Origin of the sequence: Prevotella sp. tf2-5, assembly GCF_900115435.1 — a bacterium.
Taxonomy (GTDB): domain Bacteria; phylum Bacteroidota; class Bacteroidia; order Bacteroidales; family Bacteroidaceae; genus Prevotella.
In genome coordinates this window covers 61704-81102 of record NZ_FOWK01000007.1, presented here as the reverse complement: position 1 = coordinate 81102, position 19399 = coordinate 61704, and the positions used below count along the sequence as shown (strand labels likewise).

19 protein-coding genes are annotated in these 19399 nt (G+C 44.4%); 12 read left to right on the top strand and 7 right to left on the bottom strand.

Annotated features, from left to right (window positions below):
* Nucleotides 1-35 precede the first annotated feature (35 nt).
* From BM257_RS08860 to BM257_RS08845, 4 genes are all read right to left on the bottom strand, one after another.
* The gene (locus tag BM257_RS08860) at nt 36-2573 is read right to left on the bottom strand and encodes a hypothetical protein (protein WP_092071268.1); all 2538 of its coding nucleotides are present in this window, start codon (nt 2571-2573) and stop codon (nt 36-38) included.
* 62 nt (nt 2574-2635) lie between these two features.
* A complete protein-coding gene (locus BM257_RS08855; protein ID WP_092071265.1) occupies nt 2636-3121 on the bottom strand; it encodes a hypothetical protein in 486 nt (161 codons plus the stop codon).
* A 6-nt stretch (nt 3122-3127) separates the two neighbouring features.
* Nucleotides 3128-4588: a Fic family protein gene (locus tag BM257_RS08850; RefSeq protein WP_092071472.1), complete on the bottom strand. Its 1461-nt coding sequence runs from the start codon at nt 4586-4588 to the stop codon at nt 3128-3130.
* Between the two features lie 7 nt (nt 4589-4595).
* On the bottom strand, nt 4596-4811 hold the full coding sequence (locus tag BM257_RS08845) for a helix-turn-helix transcriptional regulator (RefSeq protein ID WP_092071263.1): 216 nt from the start codon (nt 4809-4811) through the stop codon (nt 4596-4598).
* 226 nt (nt 4812-5037) lie between these two features.
* On the opposite strand from BM257_RS08845, the gene ald reads away from it, so the two are divergent.
* The 12 genes from ald (at nt 5038) to BM257_RS08790 (ending at nt 17121) form a co-directional block, all read left to right on the top strand.
* Nucleotides 5038-6144 (top strand): alanine dehydrogenase, encoded by a 1107-nt coding sequence (gene ald / locus BM257_RS08840; protein WP_092071260.1) that lies wholly within the window; start codon nt 5038-5040, stop codon nt 6142-6144.
* 152 nt (nt 6145-6296) lie between these two features.
* Nucleotides 6297-8048 (top strand): hypothetical protein, encoded by a 1752-nt coding sequence (locus BM257_RS08835; protein ID WP_092071257.1) that lies wholly within the window; start codon nt 6297-6299, stop codon nt 8046-8048.
* A 40-nt stretch (nt 8049-8088) separates the two neighbouring features.
* On the top strand, nt 8089-11478 hold the full coding sequence (locus BM257_RS08830) for a leucine-rich repeat domain-containing protein (RefSeq protein ID WP_092071254.1): 3390 nt from the start codon (nt 8089-8091) through the stop codon (nt 11476-11478).
* Nucleotides 11479-11490: 12 nt separating this feature from the next.
* Nucleotides 11491-11676 carry a hypothetical protein gene (locus BM257_RS08825; protein WP_092071251.1) on the top strand — a complete coding sequence of 62 codons (186 nt, stop codon included), beginning with the start codon at nt 11491-11493 and terminating at the stop codon, nt 11674-11676.
* Between the two features lie 24 nt (nt 11677-11700).
* Nucleotides 11701-13281: a phosphoethanolamine--lipid A transferase EptA gene (eptA, locus tag BM257_RS08820; RefSeq protein ID WP_218154502.1), complete on the top strand. Its 1581-nt coding sequence runs from the start codon at nt 11701-11703 to the stop codon at nt 13279-13281.
* A gap of 657 nt (nt 13282-13938) precedes the next feature.
* Nucleotides 13939-14166 (top strand): hypothetical protein, encoded by a 228-nt coding sequence (locus BM257_RS08815; protein WP_092071245.1) that lies wholly within the window; start codon nt 13939-13941, stop codon nt 14164-14166.
* A gap of 2 nt (nt 14167-14168) precedes the next feature.
* Nucleotides 14169-14675 (top strand): hypothetical protein, encoded by a 507-nt coding sequence (locus BM257_RS08810; RefSeq protein ID WP_092071242.1) that lies wholly within the window; start codon nt 14169-14171, stop codon nt 14673-14675.
* A gap of 8 nt (nt 14676-14683) precedes the next feature.
* Nucleotides 14684-14935: a hypothetical protein gene (locus BM257_RS08805; protein WP_092071239.1), complete on the top strand. Its 252-nt coding sequence runs from the start codon at nt 14684-14686 to the stop codon at nt 14933-14935.
* 7 nt (nt 14936-14942) lie between these two features.
* On the top strand, nt 14943-15116 hold the full coding sequence (locus BM257_RS14840) for a hypothetical protein (protein WP_177216069.1): 174 nt from the start codon (nt 14943-14945) through the stop codon (nt 15114-15116).
* 208 nt (nt 15117-15324) lie between these two features.
* Nucleotides 15325-15441 carry a four helix bundle suffix domain-containing protein gene (locus BM257_RS15305; protein WP_092071236.1) on the top strand — a complete coding sequence of 39 codons (117 nt, stop codon included), beginning with the start codon at nt 15325-15327 and terminating at the stop codon, nt 15439-15441.
* A 145-nt stretch (nt 15442-15586) separates the two neighbouring features.
* Nucleotides 15587-16156, top strand: a complete 570-nt coding sequence (locus BM257_RS08795) for a very short patch repair endonuclease (protein ID WP_177216067.1) — start codon at nt 15587-15589, stop codon at nt 16154-16156.
* Nucleotides 16157-16167: 11 nt separating this feature from the next.
* Nucleotides 16168-17121 (top strand): D-2-hydroxyacid dehydrogenase, encoded by a 954-nt coding sequence (locus tag BM257_RS08790; protein ID WP_092071230.1) that lies wholly within the window; start codon nt 16168-16170, stop codon nt 17119-17121.
* A gap of 8 nt (nt 17122-17129) precedes the next feature.
* On the opposite strand, the gene greA is transcribed toward BM257_RS08790, so the two are convergent.
* Genes greA through BM257_RS08775 form a run of 3 tightly spaced genes read right to left on the bottom strand, consistent with a single transcriptional unit; the run spans nt 17130 to nt 19351 of the window.
* Nucleotides 17130-17594, bottom strand: a complete 465-nt coding sequence (gene greA / locus BM257_RS08785) for a transcription elongation factor GreA (protein WP_092071227.1) — start codon at nt 17592-17594, stop codon at nt 17130-17132.
* 38 nt (nt 17595-17632) lie between these two features.
* Nucleotides 17633-18307, bottom strand: coding sequence for a Crp/Fnr family transcriptional regulator (locus BM257_RS08780; RefSeq protein ID WP_092071224.1), 675 nt, complete (start codon nt 18305-18307; stop codon nt 17633-17635).
* Between the two features lie 27 nt (nt 18308-18334).
* Complete coding sequence (locus BM257_RS08775; protein ID WP_092071221.1) at nt 18335-19351, bottom strand: FAD:protein FMN transferase; 1017 nt, start codon at nt 19349-19351, stop codon at nt 18335-18337.
* Between the last annotated feature and the right edge of the window lie 48 nt (nt 19352-19399).

The window sequence follows — 19399 nt, the reverse complement described above, 5'->3', positions numbered from 1 at the left end:
TAATTTGCTATTGTTCTGTTTCACATCCTTCTGTTTCATTGATCTTTATACTTCCAAACATAACCCTTATAAGGTTCTCCACTTTGTACGTGTTCCCACATCCTGTTACGAGGAGCATCTATCGCCCTTGCAGCCTCAGAAATAGAAGAAAATGTAGCAATTTCTACGCCATCAAAGATTTGGCACACTTTACGATTGCGGAGATTCTTCCAACCATTCAATGCATACAAGTCGATACCTTTTTTCCTACAATAGTTGTCAATGTCCTTCCTTGCTTTACTTAGTTCTAATAAGCTTTTATATGGTGCACAAATCTCCTTTATTTCTTCGATAGTGTATTGGTATGGTGCATGTTGCACTCTTTTCAATGATTCCAACAAATCATCCCAATGATTCTTTTTTATTACATTATACACGTTAGGGTCATTATTCACTAAATCTCTGAGGAATGTGTACTTTCTCACGATCTCCTCACAAGCTGCTCGCGTCCACTTTGTAGGGCTTCCATAACAAAAGCCCTTCAACTCCTCATGCCAGCCTTGTTTTACCGCTATTCTGTAGATATGCGCAAAACGCTTTTTTACTTCAGAAACGAATGCGCATTGCTCATATGCTTTCTTGCATTGTTCAAAATCAACTTCTATTATTTCTTTGGATTCTTCTGTTTTTGGAATTATTGTCTTTTTAGGTTTCTCCACCTTTTCACTTTTGGCTACATATTTGACAGGTTTGGGATAACGTTTTCTTAAAAGGCCTGCATCTCTTAATAAATGATAAGCCTTTTTGGAGTAATTACTTAGTTCTTTTATATTTTTGAAGTACTGAGATATATCCCATGCTTCTTCAACGGTCTTAATCCTACCATGCATAATAATAGTAGGTCTCAATTCGTTGAAAAGATTATTATTCTTCAAATAGGTCCATAAAGTATGGTTCTTTAGTCTAATTATTTCTATAGACTTGTAATTGTCAGCCTCCCTTAGAGCCTCTTCCTTCGTATATCCTTTTGGTTTTCCAAAAACATCGTCAAGCATATTATTTTCGAAAAGCACTCTGTATGCCCATAAACAATCAAATCTTAATTGGCTACGATTCTCATAATGTCCTTTACGGACAACAAGGAGTGCATCCTCGATGGTATGATGAGTATGAATAACCCTGTTAGGGAATAGTTCATTAAGCAGTCCTTTGTAACGAGATTGTATGGCTTCGTAGGCACCTGGATACTGCTCAGCAAATACTGCTAAAACATATCCACATTCTTTAGCCTTTTCTCTAATTGCTTTTTTGCTCCATTTTATTGGATAATAAATGCCAACGGAACTTTCACGTTCTCCTGTCTTGGCTCTATTAAGTATATGCCACCCTTCCACTTTATAGTGAGTGACCCAGAATTTTTCTCTTTTTCCACTTTCATGAACAGGAACATCTCTCTCTAATTGCTTTGGTTTGGGAATAATACATTTACATTCTTCTGCAAACCGATAAACGGAAGAGTCTTCACTATTGCGATGCTGCCAATCTCTTTTAATCAAGCTGTTTGTCAAGCCAACATACACAGATTTCTGCTCAACAAATTCATAAGCATAGATGTATTTTGCTTCTTTATTGTAATCAGCAGTTTTAGGTGGAAGTTTCTTCAACCAAGTATAATTTTTTAACCAACCATTACTTCTGGCTTTATTATAGGCACCTGAAGCTTTTGTGCTAAAATCAAAAACGTATTCATATTTACGTGCTTCTAGTTCACAAGTTTCTTCATTCCATTTCTTTGCATTACCAGAACAATATGGACAACCCTTACCTTTTAAATGATTAGTTGGAGTCTGCCAGAAGTCACCATGTATAGGACACACGATACAGACCTTAGTTTTTCCGTTTACATATTCTACTTTATGATATTCGTATAGTCCTCCATGAATTTTTGTTGCCTCTTTGATAAACTTTTCCACAGGTTTACGCTGAAGTCTACTTCGTCTAGCGTCGTAACATTTGGGACAGGCTTGGTTGCTAGAAAAGATATTATCAGGCCGCATAGAGAATTCCCCATGTTCAACACCATCTGCATCCCTTTCATGGCATACAAGCGTAATGGGAACTTTCATGGCTTTATATTCCACCTTTTTATAACTATAGCGGTCACCAAAGATAGAACGAAGTTTCTTGATTATTTCCTCCTGAGTATATGATTGCCTTTTCTTTTTGGGCTTTGAAACGTCAATCTTATAGGATAGCCACGTATAATTCTTCAGCCAATGATGCTTCAATGCCGCATTATAAGCATCTTCACTTTGCGTTCTGAAAGATTTCATATCTTTATAACGAGAGGCTTCTTCGTAACATTTAGTTTCAGTCCAAATTCTTAATTTGTCTGCATTAACTTCAGTAGCACATTTTTTACACCCTCGACCAGCGGTATGGTGAGAAGGTCTTTGCCAGAATTCTCCATGTTGCTTACATATTATGCAAACATCTGTTTGTGCATCTACATACTCCACCTTGGAATAATCATACTTATCCCCATGCACCTCTCGGGCTTTCTTGATGAATTCTTCAGTGGTCAGCTTTTTCATAATCTTAAATAGTTTACACCTTCAAATGCTCATACAATTTCAGCCTCAGCACCTCGCCATTCTCAAATTCGAACTGGAACTTCTTGCGATTGAACCTTGGATTGTTCTTGTGGATGATCTGATGATAGTTCGGGCTGATGATAATGATGTTCGTGGAGTCGTTGTTCTGCGAACGGGTGAAGTAGTTCTGTCAACTTGCGATTATATTCCTTGCACAGTGCTTTCGCTTTTTTCTTATCCGTCAACTGTCTAACTTCTGAATCGTATTGACGCATCAGGCTTTCAGCCTCTTTGAGAATCTTGCGAGAGATTGGCTCGAAGTTACAGGACTCACCATCAACTGCAACCATAGGGAATCGACGCTGAGCATTGAGGCCCTTTTCGTCAAGCGAGTACCATGTTACAATACAGAAATCTTTATTGCCAGTACCCCCTTTCACCTCGTTTACCTCCATCAAAACAAGAGGGTGCGGGGCTATTTCTACTAAGGCATCGCCTTTCTTGAAACGTGGAGTTCCTTCCTTTATTTCGTTGTCAATCTTACTCATATTGCATTAATCAATATTATTCAACTTCCATACCTTAGCCTGTTCCGTAAGACGGTACATCTGTTTGGGGTGATTAGGCTGGTCAGGATATTTTCTTTCTATAGACCCATCACAAAGTGCTGGATTTATATAATTATCACGGAAAGTCATTCTATGTTTAATACCACATAGCTCCATCATTTTGCTGACATTTAAATACTCGTCATGCATTTGTTGAACCAACTTTTCTACTTGAACGGAACTTGGACGATAGTTAGACGGTACTTGGACGGTACTTGGACGGTCAAACTCTTTTTCGGATGTCCACTCTGCCATCAATGTTGCCTTCAAGATGAATGCATCGACATGGAATGATGGGATAGCACAACCTTTTGTTTCCAATTCGCTACAGATACGGTCAATACCCTCGCCAAACTCCTTGACATACTTGTATGCCTTTAGGTATTGGGCGATCTTGGGATTACGAGAAAAGTGGGTATGACGTATGTTGTCTGGTCTCACTAGCCCAGGCAAGTCTCCTGGAGTCTCAAAGACAAGGCGATCGTCGAACATCTTTATCTGTATCTCGGTGCCTTTGATGTTGTAGGCTCTGTGACAGCAACTATTGACAACCATCTCTTGTATGGCGTACTTTGAGTAGTTGCGACGAGTAACGAAAACACCATGCTCTCCGAGGAATGAGTGTTCACTGACTTGCGTTTCCAAATAGCTGATAGTGCTTCGAACCTGCTGAAGTATGGCACCCTCGAATGTCACATCCTTGATAACATTCATGTCTCTGCCCACTTTCTCCTCTTTTCCTTCATAACGGATGAAGCGAGTGCGGGCACGAGGGAAGAAACGCTGTGGATTCTTGCCAAAGAGAAGGATGCATGCAGTACTTACTTTCTGCTGCCCATCTGCCTCTATAACGAAATCATTATTCTCTCGCAGATACTCCATGCCAGACTTCCCATAGCCGATGACACTAATATAATCATTGACAAGAGTCATGTCAATATCATCGATGGTAGCACCATAAACATCCTTGTCTTCGTAATATCGTTCGCCCTTATCATAGAGGAGTTGCATGCGTTCGTCAAAGTTGAGTTTCTTGCTCTTGTCGCCAACACGCATGAAACATTCGTCCGCCTGATTGGTATGAAGTTGTCCGCTTGCAGGAATGTGCATCAGAAGAATGCGATTCTCCATACCACTATAATCCGTACAAGGAAGATACTCGCACCTAACTTTTACAGACGGATTGCAGAAATCAAAAGGAACGCGAAGCAACTCATTGAGCCGTTCCTCGTTTCCATCAATCCCTTCTATTCTGCGAGTCTTATCAGAAACGCCAATGGCAAGCACACCACCATCGGCATTAGCCATAGCCACAATGGGTATTGCTAATGCCTTGGGGTCAATCTGAATGCTCTTACAATCGAATGTCTGGCATTCTTTGCGAGCCTGTATTTCTTCTATTGTCATCATTTGATTATTTCTCTTGTTTGAATTCTTCCTGTCTTACCAACTCCTGCACCGGTACTTCAAGCGCATTGGCTATTGCAATGAGGGCTTCAAGGCTGGGCTGGGTGGTATTGGTGACCCACTTGGACACTGTAGCAGGATCCTTGCCGAGTTTGTCGGAAAGCCACTTATTGTTCAGGTCGCGTTCTGCGAGAACAACTCTTATACGATTTAACTTTGCCATGATAGATTACTGTTGTTTGACGGCAAAGTTACAAAAATTAATCGAAACAAATGCTGATATGCTCAAGAAACTCCATAAACAAGCCAAAATTTGATTAAAAGACCAATCATTTGATGAATACATGACAATATCCTGTCTAAAAAAAATAACGTGAAAAGATAGGAAATGTCGCAGATATTTCGTATATTTGCGACATAGTTTTATGTTTAACAAAAACCAAACGACAATGAAAGTAGGAGTCCCCAAAGAGATTAAGAACAATGAGAACCGTGTGGGCATGACACCATCAGGTGTTGCCGAGTTGATCAAACGTGGACATACTGTCTACGTACAGCATACTGCAGGGGAGGGCAGTGGGTTCTGCGACGAACAGTATCAGAAGGCAGGTGCGCAAATCCTCCCTGCCATCGAGGATGTCTACAGGGAGGCAGATATGATTGTCAAGGTCAAGGAACCTATTGAACCAGAATATCCGTTGGTCCGTAAGGGGCAGGTTGTCTTCACCTATTTCCATTTTGCCTGTGAGCAGGAGTTGACAGAGGCGATGATGAAGAGCGGTGCCGTATGTATCGCCTATGAGACGGTGGAGCGTGATGATCGCACACTGCCGTTGCTTATTCCGATGAGTGAGGTGGCAGGTCGTATGGCGACGCAGAATGGTGCCTACTATCTCCAGAAGACGAAAGGTGGTAAGGGTAAGCTGATGGCAGGTGTACCTGGTGTGAGACCTGCCCGTGTCCTTGTATTAGGTGGTGGTACGGTAGGTGAGGCAGCTGCCCGTATTGCTGCCGGTATGGGCGCTGAGGTGACGATCACGGACGTGTCGCTGCCACGGCTCAAACAGCTGGCTGCTGAGATGCCTGCCAATGTGCATACCCTTTATTCCTCCGAACATAATATCCGACAGGAACTGCCTACTACCGATATTGTCATCGGCTCTGTGCTCATTCCTGGTGACGCGGCTCCGAAGCTGATTACCAAGGACATGTTGTCACTGATGGAGAAAGGCACCGTTCTTGTCGACGTGGCGATTGACCAGGGCGGTTGTTTCGAGACCTCTCATCCTACCACCCATAGTGACCCTGTCTATATGGTTGACGGTATTGTTCATTATGCGGTGGCTAACATTCCGGGAGCTGTACCTCATACGAGTACTATCGCCCTTACTAATGCTACCCTTCGCTATGTCATCGCCCTTGCCGACAAGGGATGGCAGCAGGCATGTCGTGATGATATCTCCCTTCGTCGGGGTGTCAATATGATGGATGGCAAATGTACCTATGAGGCTGTCGCTAAGGTATGGGGACTCCCCTATACACCATTAGAGCTGTAAAGAATCTTTACAGCTTATGCTCTTCAAGGAAGCCCCCTGCGGCAGATAGTGAGCAGAGTGAAATTATATCAACAGGAAATGCTAAAATCGGTAGAATATTTGCTTATTAAAAAAATAAGCCGTAATTTTGCACCCGTTTTTAATAAATAGGTATGAGAAAGGTATTAGTAGGATTTTTGATGTTCATGGCAGTTGCCTTGAACATCAGTGCGCAGGATTTAAACCTGCCAGGACTTACATCGCCTGTGAACGTGAAGGTGACGGACGTAGGCAGGATGTCAGCCGATGTGGAGGAAGAAGTTGTTACCGACTCGCTGACGGGTCGGCAGGACACAATCTACCAAGTAGTTCCCAGGGTAGTATGGAAGTCGGAGGACGCCGACTTCATGAACGCACAGCATTCGCGCCGTGCAGTAACGACTTCGACGGTTAAAGGTAAGATACATGATAAGTTTGCCGAAATGACAGTCACTGTCTTTAAGTTCACTTACGAGTCTATCAACCACGCGGGAGAAACTGTCACGCTGTCTGGTATGGCTGCCGGTCCTGATCCCAAAGATGGTAGTAAGGTGAGTAATTTGTTGATTGGTACCCATATCACCATTACTTCCAACAGTGAGAGTCCCTCCGAAATGAAAACGTTTAAAGCTGGTGACTCAGGTGTTCTGTTTTCTATGTCTGGAAGCGCATCTTTGAATCTTACAACCGGCTTAAAAATAGGACAAAAGGTTGCAAAGGGAGTTGTAGATATAATTAAGACGGTCGGACAGCATTTAGTTTCCCCTGCCGATGCGATAAAGAATGATGTAAATAAGCTACATGATTGGATTAACGGTGTGGATCCCGCCCATTGTTTAGTGGTGATGCCCGATTATGAGGGCTATGGAGATACCCACTTACATGCGCACCCCTATCTCTATGAGGAACTGACTGCACGTCAGGTTCTGGACGGTGCAGTGGCTGCGCGCTATGCCTATCAGCATGATCCCGCTTTGAAAGATTTAACCTTAAAATTCCGTAATGACTGGCGAACAATCGTATGCGGTTATTCACAGGGAGGTGCCGTGGCTATGGCTACTCACCGCTTCATCGAACAGAACCATATGGACGAAGAGTTGCGCTTTACAGGTTCTATCTGTGGCGACGGTCCCTACGACCCCATGTCCACCTTGATGTACTACGTAATGAAAGACGTGGAGGGTAAGACTATGTCGATGCCAGTGGTGTTGCCGCTCATCGTCAAGGGAATGTTAGATTCTAACCCTTATATGCGAACGCACAAGGCCGAAGAATACTTTAACCCTAAGTTCTTAGAGACGGGTATCATGGACATGCTTAATGACAAAAAGCATTCAACGGGTGATATTGAGAATGCATTCAAGGATTTGTATAAGAACGGAAAAAATGGTAATGAGAATTACTATCGCGACATTTTGGAATCTAATGGCAATGCCAAGATGCGCAATATAATGAACGAGCAATGTCTTAAATACTTCACAGATATCTATAATAACTATAAGAATAAGTATAAGACGGCAGAGGGTATTCCCCTTCCCACTAAGCGTGGCGTGATGGAAGACCTGCACATGGCACTCGCAAGTAACGATATCACCAATGGGTGGACCCCGTCGCACCACATCCTGTTGTTCCACTCCCAAGCCGATACGACAGTACCTTACGACAATGCGGAGCGCGCTGTTGCCAAACTGGGCAAGTGGGCTGTGCTCCACACAGCGACTATGGGACACGACCACCTGGATTCTGGGGAAGACTTCTTTGCCGGTGCCTCAGAAGGTCTTGTGAAACTTGCCCTACAGGGTGACCTGCGCGTCGCCGTCGCTATCGAGACACTCATCAAATGTCCCTATAAAGACCAGAAGGCGGGTGACATTAAGAGTTGGTAAGTGAAATGTGAAATATGAAAAGTTTAAAGCTGAAAGAAATATGAGAAAGATATTATTCATCATTGCCATTCTCCTGCCGTCGTTAGCCTTTGCTGATCAGTTCAAAGCCAACATCAAGGCAGATGGAAAGGATATACCTGCCGAGTTCGTCACTATTGGCGACAATGCTTGTGCGCTGGGATCAGGATTCAATGCCTGTATCTCGCAATACACCAAGGGCAAGATTGTCATCCCCAAAGAGGTACAATATAACAAGAAGACTTATCAAGTACAGAAGGTAAATGCGTTAGCCTTCCGATTCTGTACGCAAATTACCATAGCCATTATCCCTGAGGGTGTCACCAGTATTGGCAACTTCGCTTTCATTGGCTGTACGTCGCTGTATGAGGTAGAACTGCCCGCTACGCTTCAGTCGTTAGGTTCTGGCAGTTTTATCAATCTGGCGAATCTGAAAACCGTAAAGTGCCAAGCCAAAACACCACCCACTTGGGAATATAATGATGTGTTCTATTTCTACAAGGACGGCATCGGTACCACTACATCGGTGACGTACGAAAAACACCTTTATGTACCTAAGGATGTTATAAGCGCCTATAAAAGCCATAAGCAGACTGATGATTCGAAAGGATGGAAAACTGCTGAAGGATGGGCTAACTTTACTGCTATTGACGATGGTACAGAGACTACATTCTACATTCACAATTACAATGATCTTAAAAAGTTTCGCGACAATGTGAATGCCCATGTTACTTATACAGGTGTAGAACTTGTTGCCGACATCGACTGTAACAATGAAACATGGGAGGTGAACATTGGTGACGATACTAAATATGCTTTCACAGGCATTTTCAAGGGTAATGGACATACCATCAGCCATCTGACAGTAAAAAACAAGTACGCAGGACTTTTCGCAAGAGTGCAGGGTGGACAAGTGAGAAACCTAACACTGAAGGACTGCACTTTCGAAGGAACTGAGACGGCTGGTGCATTATGCGGCAGATTGATTGGCTCTAGTAAATGCGTTATAGATTCAGTCTTTTCAGAAAACAATGTTGTTAAGTCAGCTATAGAATGCGGCGGATTAATTGGACATGTGTCTAGCCAACCTGCACAGATTAATAATTGTGTCGTCAAGGGTGGCAAGATCGAAGCCAGCAATTCTACCCAGTGGCTGGGCGGTATTGTAGGATATGTCGCCAACGCCTCGACAGCCACCAATGTCAGTGATTGCGCTGTGCTGGAGACGACAGCAACCCAAGTGAACAGCAAAGTGGGTCCTTTCATTGCTGGTGCAGAGAGTGGTGAGAAAGCTTATGTTGCTAACAGTTTTACAACATGGGATCTTGGCACCAGTCAGCAAAATAAAGTTGCACATGCGACCTGTGTTTACAAAGGAGCCCAATATGATTACAAAAACGATAAAGGTATTACTCATAGAATCAATTTCACCCCCAGCAAGAATGAGGGTTTGTTGGCTGTGGGTGTCTTAAAACTCAACAACTGGGTATATTGCCCAGGTGAATATCCGCTGCCAGCCTGCTTTGAGAATCGTATGCCAGAACCGAAGGTGAATGTGATGACGCTGCGCCCGAAATCTATGCCAAACGGTCGTATCAATGGTCTGACATTGGCAAACGAGGACCTTTCAGGTATCGATTTTACAGACTTCTACGGTGGCAGTAATGAAAAGAGCTTCATCAAATGTGAGTTCGTCACCACTCAGCTCTGGGTAGATGATAAGCTTGGTGGAGGTCTCGATCAGCATTTACTGCCCGTTACTAAGATGAAGATAACTGCCAATAATGGAGTGGAATACGATCGTGTGCTGGAAGCACATAAAACGGGCGAGAAAGTGGTCTATGACATCCCCATCTTTAAGACCAATGAAGACGGCACAGCCAAATTTGATGAAGACGGACAGCCCATTGTTGATGGATATGAAACGCTGGAGGAGGACGAATTCACCCCTGGTGTGTACCCCGTGTTGCTGCCCTATGAGACCACGATGCCCTTTAGCTGCCAAGTATTCAAACCTGCAAAGTTGGTCAGTGACCAAGATGGTTTAGCCACCATTGAATTGCAAGAGGTGGGGAACCGCGTCATGGAGGCCAATACCCCATACTATGTCGTTGTATTCTCTAACTTTGTGACACTCGGCACATATTCCAAAGCCACACTCGATCCCCAACACAAAAAAATCGGGTTGGGCAACTACGAGTTTACGGGTACGTCGTATTACCTCGACAAAGGTGCTGCCATTCAGAATAACCTTTATCAAGCCGATGAAGATGACGATTTGAAATGGCATGTGATGACTGCCGATAATCAGAAGGATGTAGATGTATCAGCCTTCAGGGCATTCTTCCGTTCCTTGACTGGAGAGAAGTCTGCCATTAAGCTGATTTTTGAGACCATATCTGATAAAGATTTTGAATACGAGGTGTACTTCGACGCTGACGACAACCGAACCCTCTATGTCACTAAGTATAAAGGCGAGGGTGGCGACGTGGTAGTTCCCAACACCGTCAAAGCCAGTGTGGGCGGCGAAGAGCAGGAAATGCCCGTAGTCTACATCGACGAAGAGGCATTCAAGGCTAAGGCCGACAAGATCCGTAGTATTGACCTGACTAAGTGTGAGAACCTGGATGGAATGTATGTTGATCGAAGCATGAAGGGTAACTCCTTCTATGGTTTGAAGGAGAGCACACTGGTGTTCACGCCTGAGAAGACAGCCTTCCCAAGTGTCAACGTCGTGGTGGGCAACATCTGCCAGAAACTGCTGCTGAAAGAAGGTGAGACCTTCTATTCTCCATACGACTTCAAGGCTGTTAATGTGGAATACGAGCGTGACATGGATGCCAATGACTTCTATACCATCTGTCTGCCATATAGTGCTCCAGCCAAAGATGGTGTGAAATACTATGCGCTGAGTGGTGTCAGTGGCGCTACCCTGCAGTTTAATGAGGTGACAGAGACAAAGCCGGGCGTGCCCTATCTGGTGGTGACCTCCTCATCCATCGAAGACCTTGACTTTGACGGTGATGACAAAACAACAACTAATGTTGTGAAGACCACTGTTGATGGCAGTGCGGTCAACGGCTATACCATGCATGGAACCTTCACCAAGCTCTCTCCTGCAGAGACGGTAGGTAAGTATATCCTGCAAGCCGGGAATAAATGGCAGAAGGCAAAGACGGAGAATGCCGCCGTCTATATTGATTCCTTCCGTGCCTATCTGACTGGTTCTGCCAATGCAAGGGAGCTGCTGGACTCAGAACTTGGTGATGGAACGACAGCCATTAAGAATATCCATACAACCGACAAGGACGGAACTGAGCAGTGGTATGACTTGAATGGACACCGCATCGACGGAAATCCTTCTAAGAAAGGTGTGTATATCCAGAAAGGAAAGATAGTCGTTTTACATTAAAATATAATAAAGATGACGAAGAAGTTAAAAGAATATACGGAGCCTCGTATGGAGGTGATAGAGATAAAATATCAGAGCCAATTGCTTATGGTCAGCGGTGTTTTGGATGAAACCCAGCCGCCAATCGGTCCGGCAAAGAGCCATGAGCTTGATCTTGATGATCTTAATGATCTCAATGATGTTTTTCTTTGGTTTTGACATGAAGCGGGAATGCTAAATAATTTGAGGAAGTTACCTTCCATATCGCTTTTTACATTCTCCTGGATTGTAAGTATCGGGATATTGTTGTTATACAATATCCCTTTCTTTCGTTATGTAGCAGCCAATACTAACGAAGGTACCGGCGGAAAGATATTTCTGCTGGTATCATTGGCTGTCATCATGTTAGTCCTCCATTTCATGATGACCTATCTGACCATGTTCTTGATGAGGACGGTGGGACGTGTCCTGCTTGCGATACTCTCGCTTATCAATGCCACAGCGGTCTATTTCATCCTCACCTATAGTGTGATGATTGACGCGACCACGATAGAGAACGTGTTCAATACCAGATACTCGGAAGCCTCGGGATTCTTCACCTGGTCGTTATGGCTCTCCATATTGCTCCTCGGCGTTCTCCCTGCTGTCTATTGTCTGCTGCAACCTGTCGTTTTGGGTAAGGCAAAGAAGATGGGCATCTGCTGTGGAGGCTCTTTGGCGGTAATCCTTGCAGTAGCATCGATGAATATCAGTCAGACACTGTGGATCAGTCAGCACGACACGGAACTGGGTGGACTGCTGCAACCCTGGTCTTATCTGGTGAACACCTGTCGTGTGGCAACGATTCATCTTGACAAACAAGCCGAGGAGATCAAACTTCCTGATGGTAAGATCATGGATGATGAGAAGGCGGTGGTGGTGCTCGTCATCGGTGAGTCGGCGAGAAAAGCCAACTTCCAGTTATATGGCTATCAGCGTGACACCAACCCGTTATTGTCGAAGCGACAAGGACTGAGGGTGTATCCGGCGACATCATGTGCCACCTACACCACAGCAGGAACCAAGGCTATTCTCGAACCAAAGAATACGGACAACCTGTATGAGCTGTTGCCGAACTATGCCTACAGGAATGGTGTCGACGTGTCTTGGCGTACGTCTAACTGGGGAGAGCCGCCCATACATATTGACGAATATCTTGTCAACGAGGAGCTGGGTGCCCAGTATCCCCAGGAGGACATGCACTATGATGGTGTCCTCTTTGCGGGACTCCGTGAGCGGATAGCGTCCAGCAAGAAGAGTAAGGTGCTGATCATCTTGCATACCAGTACCAGTCACGGTCCTAAATATGCCGACAAATATCCCAAGGAGTTTGAGGTGTACAAGCCGGTGGCAAAGAGTGTGGAGGAGGGGGAACAGCATGTCGGTATGCTGGTGAATGCGTATGACAATACCATACGTTATACCGATTACCTGTTGGACCATCTGATTGACACGTTACGTTCGATGGATGACTGGAAGAGTGCCATGATCTTTATCTCCGACCATGGTGAGTCGCTTGGTGAGAACAAGATGTTCATGCATGGACTGCCCATGCGACTGGCACCCAAGGTGCAGTATGAGATACCATTCCTGGTATGGACCTCGGAGCATTTCAGGGATTACAAGTCTGAGAAAGAACTGCCAGCAGTCCTTGAGCAGCATTATATCTTCCATTCCGTACTCAACCTGCTGTCCATACAGTCACCCGCATACGACAAGGACTTTGATATTTTCGCTCCCCATTTTAGCGAACCCCTTTCTCATACTGAACGAAGCCTCCATTAATGCAGATGAGTATCTTCTATGGGGGTGAACAATGCCTCCTATGAGTGATGCCAGGTGTCGTTATGGGGGAATAACAGATACTGCAATACCCCTTGGGAGTTATCCCCATACCCCACGAAGGCGGCAACGGTGACAAGGGTTTAAAAAATTACGTGTAGGAGAAAACAGGGGACTTACGATTGCAGAGATACACCTCTAACCTCCAACTGAAAATCGCGCAATCCTCGATAAACAAAGGGCGCAAGACCAGTTGGAGGTTGTCGGAACCTCCCACTAACCTCCAACCATATTTCATCATCGATCTATTCAATTCTTTGAGGTATTACCATTGAAAACATAAAAAAAAGGGGATACAGTTGGAGGTTAGTGAGAGGTTAGTTGGAGGTTGGAGCAACCTCCAACTGCCCCCAAACGCCCTGTACATCGGCATTTCAGAAGAAAACAGTTGGAGGTTAGAGGTTTTTGTGTAATTCTCTATGATCATAATAAATATCCATACAATCGCCGGTATACAATAAAGGTCTTTCAATAAAAACTGAGATGGTGACATATAATGGTTTACGCAACATTGTTAAATCAGACTAAATATTCGATTGATAGAGTAGCAGTCTGATTTTATATTTGTAACTTTGTAAATAATAAAATAAAGAATTAATTATGATTAATCATAATCTTTTTGAAAAGGTGAAACATGAATATATTTCCAATTCTGTATGCATGGGAGATCTCATGGCAGACATGAATATTGGAGACTATAGTTTAGAAGATATTTTTGATACAATATTAGCTCTTAAGGTGTGGGCAGATGGTGATATTTTTTATAGACTTCTAGGTACAAACGATTTTTCTTTGGACAATTTGGAAAAAGTAACAATAAACAAGTAATTATGATACAATACCAGTTTTTCCCTCGTTCTCGTGGTCTGACGGATGAAATGCGTCAGATAGTTGATTGTTTTAATGTTGTTAATGATAGGATTTCGTCTGAGACGAATGATTTGGTAAGTAATGACGTACTTGCTGTCTTACGACCTTATTTTGAGCAAATAGGTTTTGTGGTTGAGACAGGAAAGTCGAAAGAGGAAAAAATTGATGTTCCTGTTTTGTTTGGTGTTGATAATAAGGTAGACAAATCATTTTATGCAGATGCTTTAAGTCAAGATGGCAGAATCGTTATAGAAGTGGAAGCAGGTCAAGCCACAGAGAATCATCGTTTCTTGAAAGACATCTTTGAAGCAAGTATGATGTTTGATGTAGAATATCTTGTACTTGCTGTAAGGAATAAGTATAGATCGCATAATGATTTTGACAGAGTATTTACATTCCTCGAGACTTTGTATATCTCTAATCGTCTTCATCTACCCTTGAAGGGTATTTTGCTCATAGGATATTAATCTGAATAATGTACGATACAATTAAATATAAAGGAAGGAATTATCCTATAGCCATAATTCCTGATGTGTTTTGTAATAAAGAGAGAGAAATTATCATAGGTTCAAGTTCTCTCAATAACGCTTTATACAATGAAGAAGAAGGATATCCTGATAAGGAAGCAGAGTATCTTGATGAACAAATATATGCATTTATGGATGAAGATTATTTTAATCTCAGCCTTGATGATTTTATTAGCGTAACAAAAAGATATATAGATTAAAAGCAAAATGAAAAAATACAGAGTTACCTGTACCAAGATTTACAATGGTGAAATAGTTGTGTTGGCATCTTCTTCGGCTGAGGCTGTAAAGTGGGCTCAAGATCATATTGATTTACTTGATGAGCAGGATCATTGGAATTTTGGAGAAGCCACGGCTGATTATGCAGACGAAGAAGAGTAAACATTATGGGATACTTTTCTGATGAAACATAGTGATGGCATCATAGGTTGGTAATGCAGTCCCTCCGCGGCTTGCCTATTATTTAGCTTTGTCAATAAAAGATTGTCTTACCTTATATAATAATAAGATAAACCGTTTTAGGTGAAATCTTTAGTTTTGCTGTCTTTTATTTGGGCGTTTCATGAGTAATTTACACTAGTTTGACGTACTGATATCACGATTGATAGAGTCGCAAAAGCGAAGATTCCTCAAAGAAGGTGGCATTAAGGAGCAAATGTATAAGGCTCGGAGTTCTCGGAGATCTCAGAGGGAAGATAAAACTTAATTTTTCTTTCTAAAAGATTTCTTTTCTAATTATTCTTCGTATTTTTGCACCAACATGAAACAATTCGAAGTCGTAGCAGCCGATTAGGCTCCGTTGACTGGTTACCTGCGGATAGGGTGGCTGTGGAATCAATAATCAAAGAATAATGGATACTCTCTCAAGACAACAGCGGCACAATAACATGGCGGCGATTCGGTCGAAGGATACGAAGCCGGAGATGATTGTGCGTCGAGGGTTGTGGAAGAGGGGATTCAGATACAGATTAAATCATCGGAGGTTGCCTGGGCATCCTGACTTGGTGTTGAGGAAATACAGGACGTGTGTCTTTGTGAATGGCTGTTTCTGGCATGGACACAACGTGGCGCTGCCACGGATGTCTGATGGAAGATGTAAGATGGATGATGTGATTGTGGACTCGGAGTGCTGTAGGATTCCGCATACCAATCGGGAGTTCTGGGTAAATAAGATCCGAAGGAATAAGGAACGTGACAAGGAGGAACAACGCAAATTGGCAGAGATGGGTTGGCACTGTATCACCATTTGGGAGTGCGAGTTGAAACCCTCGAAGCGTGAGGAGACTTTAGAGTCTCTTGCCTTCACCCTCAACCATATCTATCTACAGGATCATAGGACAAATAAGATGGAAGAGGTCAGAGGTGAGAAGGAGGATGAATTAGAGATGCCAATGGCAGCAGAGACAGATTTTGACAGATAAATATATAGGATATGACTAAGATAGTGATACTTGACGGCTATGCGGCAAATCCAGGGGATTTGTCGTGGCAGGAATTAGAGAAGTTAGGACAGGTAACGGTCTATGAGCGCACGAAACCTGAGGAGACAGTGGAAAGGGCAGCAGGGGCGGAGGTCGTGCTGACCAATAAGGTTGTCATCAATAGGGAGGTGATAGCTCAATTGCCCAGTCTGAAATATATTGGTGTGCTTGCCACGGGCTATAACGTGGTGGATATCGTGGCTGCTCATGAACGTGGTATCATCGTGACCAATGTGCCAGCCTATAGTACGGAGAGCGTTGTGCAGATGGTGTTCTCCCATCTGTTGACGGTAACGAACCGTACGGAGCATTATGCCATCCAGAACAGGGCTGGGCGATGGAGTAACAATCCTGATTTCAGCTATTGGGATACCAATCTGATGGAACTTGCCGGGAAGACGTTCGGCATCGTGGGACTGGGGAATATCGGCAGTCGTGTCGCACAGATCGCCCTTGCCTTCAGAATGAAGGTGAAAGCCTATACCAGTAAGTCTGCAGACCAACTGCCTGAAGGTGTCCAGAAGGCTGATATGCAAGAGCTATGCTCGACGTCAGATGTCCTCTCATTACACTGTCCACTGACTGCTGATACCAAGCATCTCATCAATGCCCAGACGTTAGCTTTGATGCAGCAGACGGCTATAGTCATCAATACCGGTCGTGGTCCATTGGTGGACGATGAGGCTGTAGCCGACGCGTTAGCATGCGGAAAAATTGCCGCTTATTGTGCCGATGTGCTTACGGAAGAGCCGCCAAGAGCAGACAACCCCCTGCTTCAACAGCCCAACGCTTATACCACGCCCCATATTGCCTGGGCTACTAAGGAGGCACGCATCCGATTACTACAGGTCGCTATAGACAATGTACGTGCTTTCCTGGGTGGTATGCCACAGAATGTCGTTTAAAAAGATTTTTATCTTTCGATACTCTCAATGCGGAGTTTCAGCATACCTGCTGGGACACGTACTTCCACGACATCACCCACCTTCTTGTTAAGGAGAGCTTCGGCGATAGGTGACTTGATGGAAATCTTACCCTCACGGAGATTGGCTTCGTGAGGACTGGCAATGGTATAGGTCATCTTACTATTATTGGCAAGATTGGTGATTCCCACCTTACAGAGCAGTTGTACGGTGTCACTGCCGAGACGTGAGGTGTCAATGACACGGGCATTGGCAAGGATACGCTGTTTAAAACGAATCCTTCCAAGGAGCCGGGCCTGTTCACGCTTGGCGGCATGGTATTCGAAATTCTCACTGAGGTCGCCTTTGTCACGAGCCTCGGCAATAGCCTCTCTGACCTGAGGCAGTTCCACGTTCTCCATCTGTCGGAGTTCTGCTACGAGCTTATCGAAGCCCTCTTGGGACATGTATTCCATAATAGATGATTATCTTTGATTATTCTTAATAGGGTCCGTCACATCAGCAAACGTTCGATCATAGGAATCTCAATACGTCCGCGATGGAGGGTTAGAAGACCGTCTTCCTGCATCTGGTTAAGAGCCAGAGAGATGTCCAGACGGCTATCGTTGAGCAGGTCGGCAAGCTGTTGCATGAGGATATAGAACGTCTTAGGACCTGCGGGGTATTGGCAATGGGCGAAGAAGAAATGGATGATACGCTCACGGAGCGATTTCGGACAGGTACGCCAGGGATGATGCAGCAGTCGCTGTGTCTCCGTAGCCATCTGGTTCAGCATGTTAAGGCGGAACACCAGTTGTGTCTCCAGTAACAGCATCACCTCCTGTTTGTCAATGGTGATGAGGTTGACATCCGTGAGTGTCGTATAGGTATGGGTAAATTGTTGGTGAATGCCGAACAGTCGTTCAGGCTCTGGCAGATAAGGAGCCGACAGCCGTTCTACGATGCGATAGGCACGATTGTCTGCCATGTGTTCTGTCTGCAGGGTACCGTTGATCAGGAAGGTGAGACGGTTACAGGGTTCTCCAGCACTGATTAGGCGTTTACCCATCGGGAGTTTATGAAATCCTATCTTGGTATGTGTCACCACCTCCATCAAGTCGGCATGGCTCATACCCTGGAAGAGTGTGAACTGCAGGAGTTTGTCATAGAGATGGAGTGGGGTAGACATATATAGTTTAAAGTTTAAAGATTAGAGTTATTGTTCTATCTTGTCTTTCATGGACGGAGAATACCACACGGCAAGATTGTTGTCTTTGTCGCTATAGATGAGGTATGCCATCAGTTCGGGATGACGCTCCAGGATGCGCTTGGCACCTTCGAGTCCTAATACCATGAAGGAGGTGGCGTAAGCATCAGCGGTGGCACAGTCTCTTGCCAAGACGGTAGCCGACAAGATATTATGCTGGACGGGATAGCCCGTCTTCGGGTCGATGGTGTGGGCATACCGCTTTCCACCTTTATAATAGAAACGACGGTAGTTACCACTGGTAGCCATCGCTTTATCTGTCACGTTGAGGACGGTCTGCTGCTCATGACTGACAGAGAGCGTGTCATCCGTCGGTTTGATGACGGCAATCCTCCAAGGCAGTCGTCTGGGACTGATACCACTGGTGATGATCTCTCCTCCAATCTCCACCATATAATTAGTGACCTCTTTCTCCTTTAGCAAACGTGCCACCACATCCACACCGTATCCCTTGGCGATAGCCGAACAGTCGAGCATCACCCTTCGGTCACTCTTCGTGATGGTATTGCCTTTGGCAGATACTTTCTTCCAACCGATAAACTGACGGATGGAGTCCACTTGCTGGGGGGTGGGCATCTCTCCGTTCTTGAAACCAAAGCCCCAGGCATTGACCAATGGCGCAACAGTGATGTCAAAGGCTCCGTCTGTTTCCTGGGACACCTCCATCGCTTTGTAGAAGACCTCCATGAACATCTGGTTGGCTTTCCCACCATTCTCACGATTGATGTGTGAGATGATAGACTGCTCGTTGAACATAGAGAGGGCGGAGTCCACCTGCATGAGCGCCTCCCTGATCTCCTGATGGTAATCTTTGTCTGCCTGGTAGGTGATGGTATAGAATGTGCCGAAGATTGGTCCTCTGTCAGTATGATAGGGCATAGACTGTTGTTGGCGGATGATAAGCACTGTGCCGACAATCAGTAGTATGAGGAAAGGCAACTGCCAAATCAGTTTCTTCTTTTGCATGTTTTTTAGTTTTTATAGTGACTATAGTTCCTATAGTACCTATAGTTC

What these genes read in the sequence shown, in the direction of transcription:
- ald (WP_092071260.1), top strand. Translation starts at nt 5,038, where the DNA reads ATGAAAGTAGGAGTCCCCAAAGAGATTAAGAACAATGAGAACCGTGTG.
- BM257_RS14840 (WP_177216069.1), top strand. Translation starts at nt 14,943, where the DNA reads ATGAAAAAATACAGAGTTACCTGTACCAAGATTTACAATGGTGAAATA.
- BM257_RS08810 (WP_092071242.1), top strand. Translation starts at nt 14,169, where the DNA reads ATGATACAATACCAGTTTTTCCCTCGTTCTCGTGGTCTGACGGATGAA.
- greA (WP_092071227.1), bottom strand. Translation starts at nt 17,594, where the DNA reads ATGGAATACATGTCCCAAGAGGGCTTCGATAAGCTCGTAGCAGAACTC.
- BM257_RS08780 (WP_092071224.1), bottom strand. Translation starts at nt 18,307, where the DNA reads ATGTCTACCCCACTCCATCTCTATGACAAACTCCTGCAGTTCACACTC.
- BM257_RS08830 (WP_092071254.1), top strand. Translation starts at nt 8,089, where the DNA reads ATGAGAAAGATATTATTCATCATTGCCATTCTCCTGCCGTCGTTAGCC.
- BM257_RS08855 (WP_092071265.1), bottom strand. Translation starts at nt 3,121, where the DNA reads ATGAGTAAGATTGACAACGAAATAAAGGAAGGAACTCCACGTTTCAAG.
- BM257_RS08795 (WP_177216067.1), top strand. Translation starts at nt 15,587, where the DNA reads ATGGATACTCTCTCAAGACAACAGCGGCACAATAACATGGCGGCGATT.
- BM257_RS08845 (WP_092071263.1), bottom strand. Translation starts at nt 4,811, where the DNA reads ATGGCAAAGTTAAATCGTATAAGAGTTGTTCTCGCAGAACGCGACCTG.
- BM257_RS08825 (WP_092071251.1), top strand. Translation starts at nt 11,491, where the DNA reads ATGACGAAGAAGTTAAAAGAATATACGGAGCCTCGTATGGAGGTGATA.
- BM257_RS08805 (WP_092071239.1), top strand. Translation starts at nt 14,684, where the DNA reads ATGTACGATACAATTAAATATAAAGGAAGGAATTATCCTATAGCCATA.
- BM257_RS08790 (WP_092071230.1), top strand. Translation starts at nt 16,168, where the DNA reads ATGACTAAGATAGTGATACTTGACGGCTATGCGGCAAATCCAGGGGAT.
- BM257_RS08775 (WP_092071221.1), bottom strand. Translation starts at nt 19,351, where the DNA reads ATGCAAAAGAAGAAACTGATTTGGCAGTTGCCTTTCCTCATACTACTG.
- BM257_RS08815 (WP_092071245.1), top strand. Translation starts at nt 13,939, where the DNA reads ATGATTAATCATAATCTTTTTGAAAAGGTGAAACATGAATATATTTCC.
- BM257_RS08860 (WP_092071268.1), bottom strand. Translation starts at nt 2,573, where the DNA reads ATGAAAAAGCTGACCACTGAAGAATTCATCAAGAAAGCCCGAGAGGTG.
- BM257_RS08850 (WP_092071472.1), bottom strand. Translation starts at nt 4,588, where the DNA reads ATGACAATAGAAGAAATACAGGCTCGCAAAGAATGCCAGACATTCGAT.
- BM257_RS08835 (WP_092071257.1), top strand. Translation starts at nt 6,297, where the DNA reads ATGAGAAAGGTATTAGTAGGATTTTTGATGTTCATGGCAGTTGCCTTG.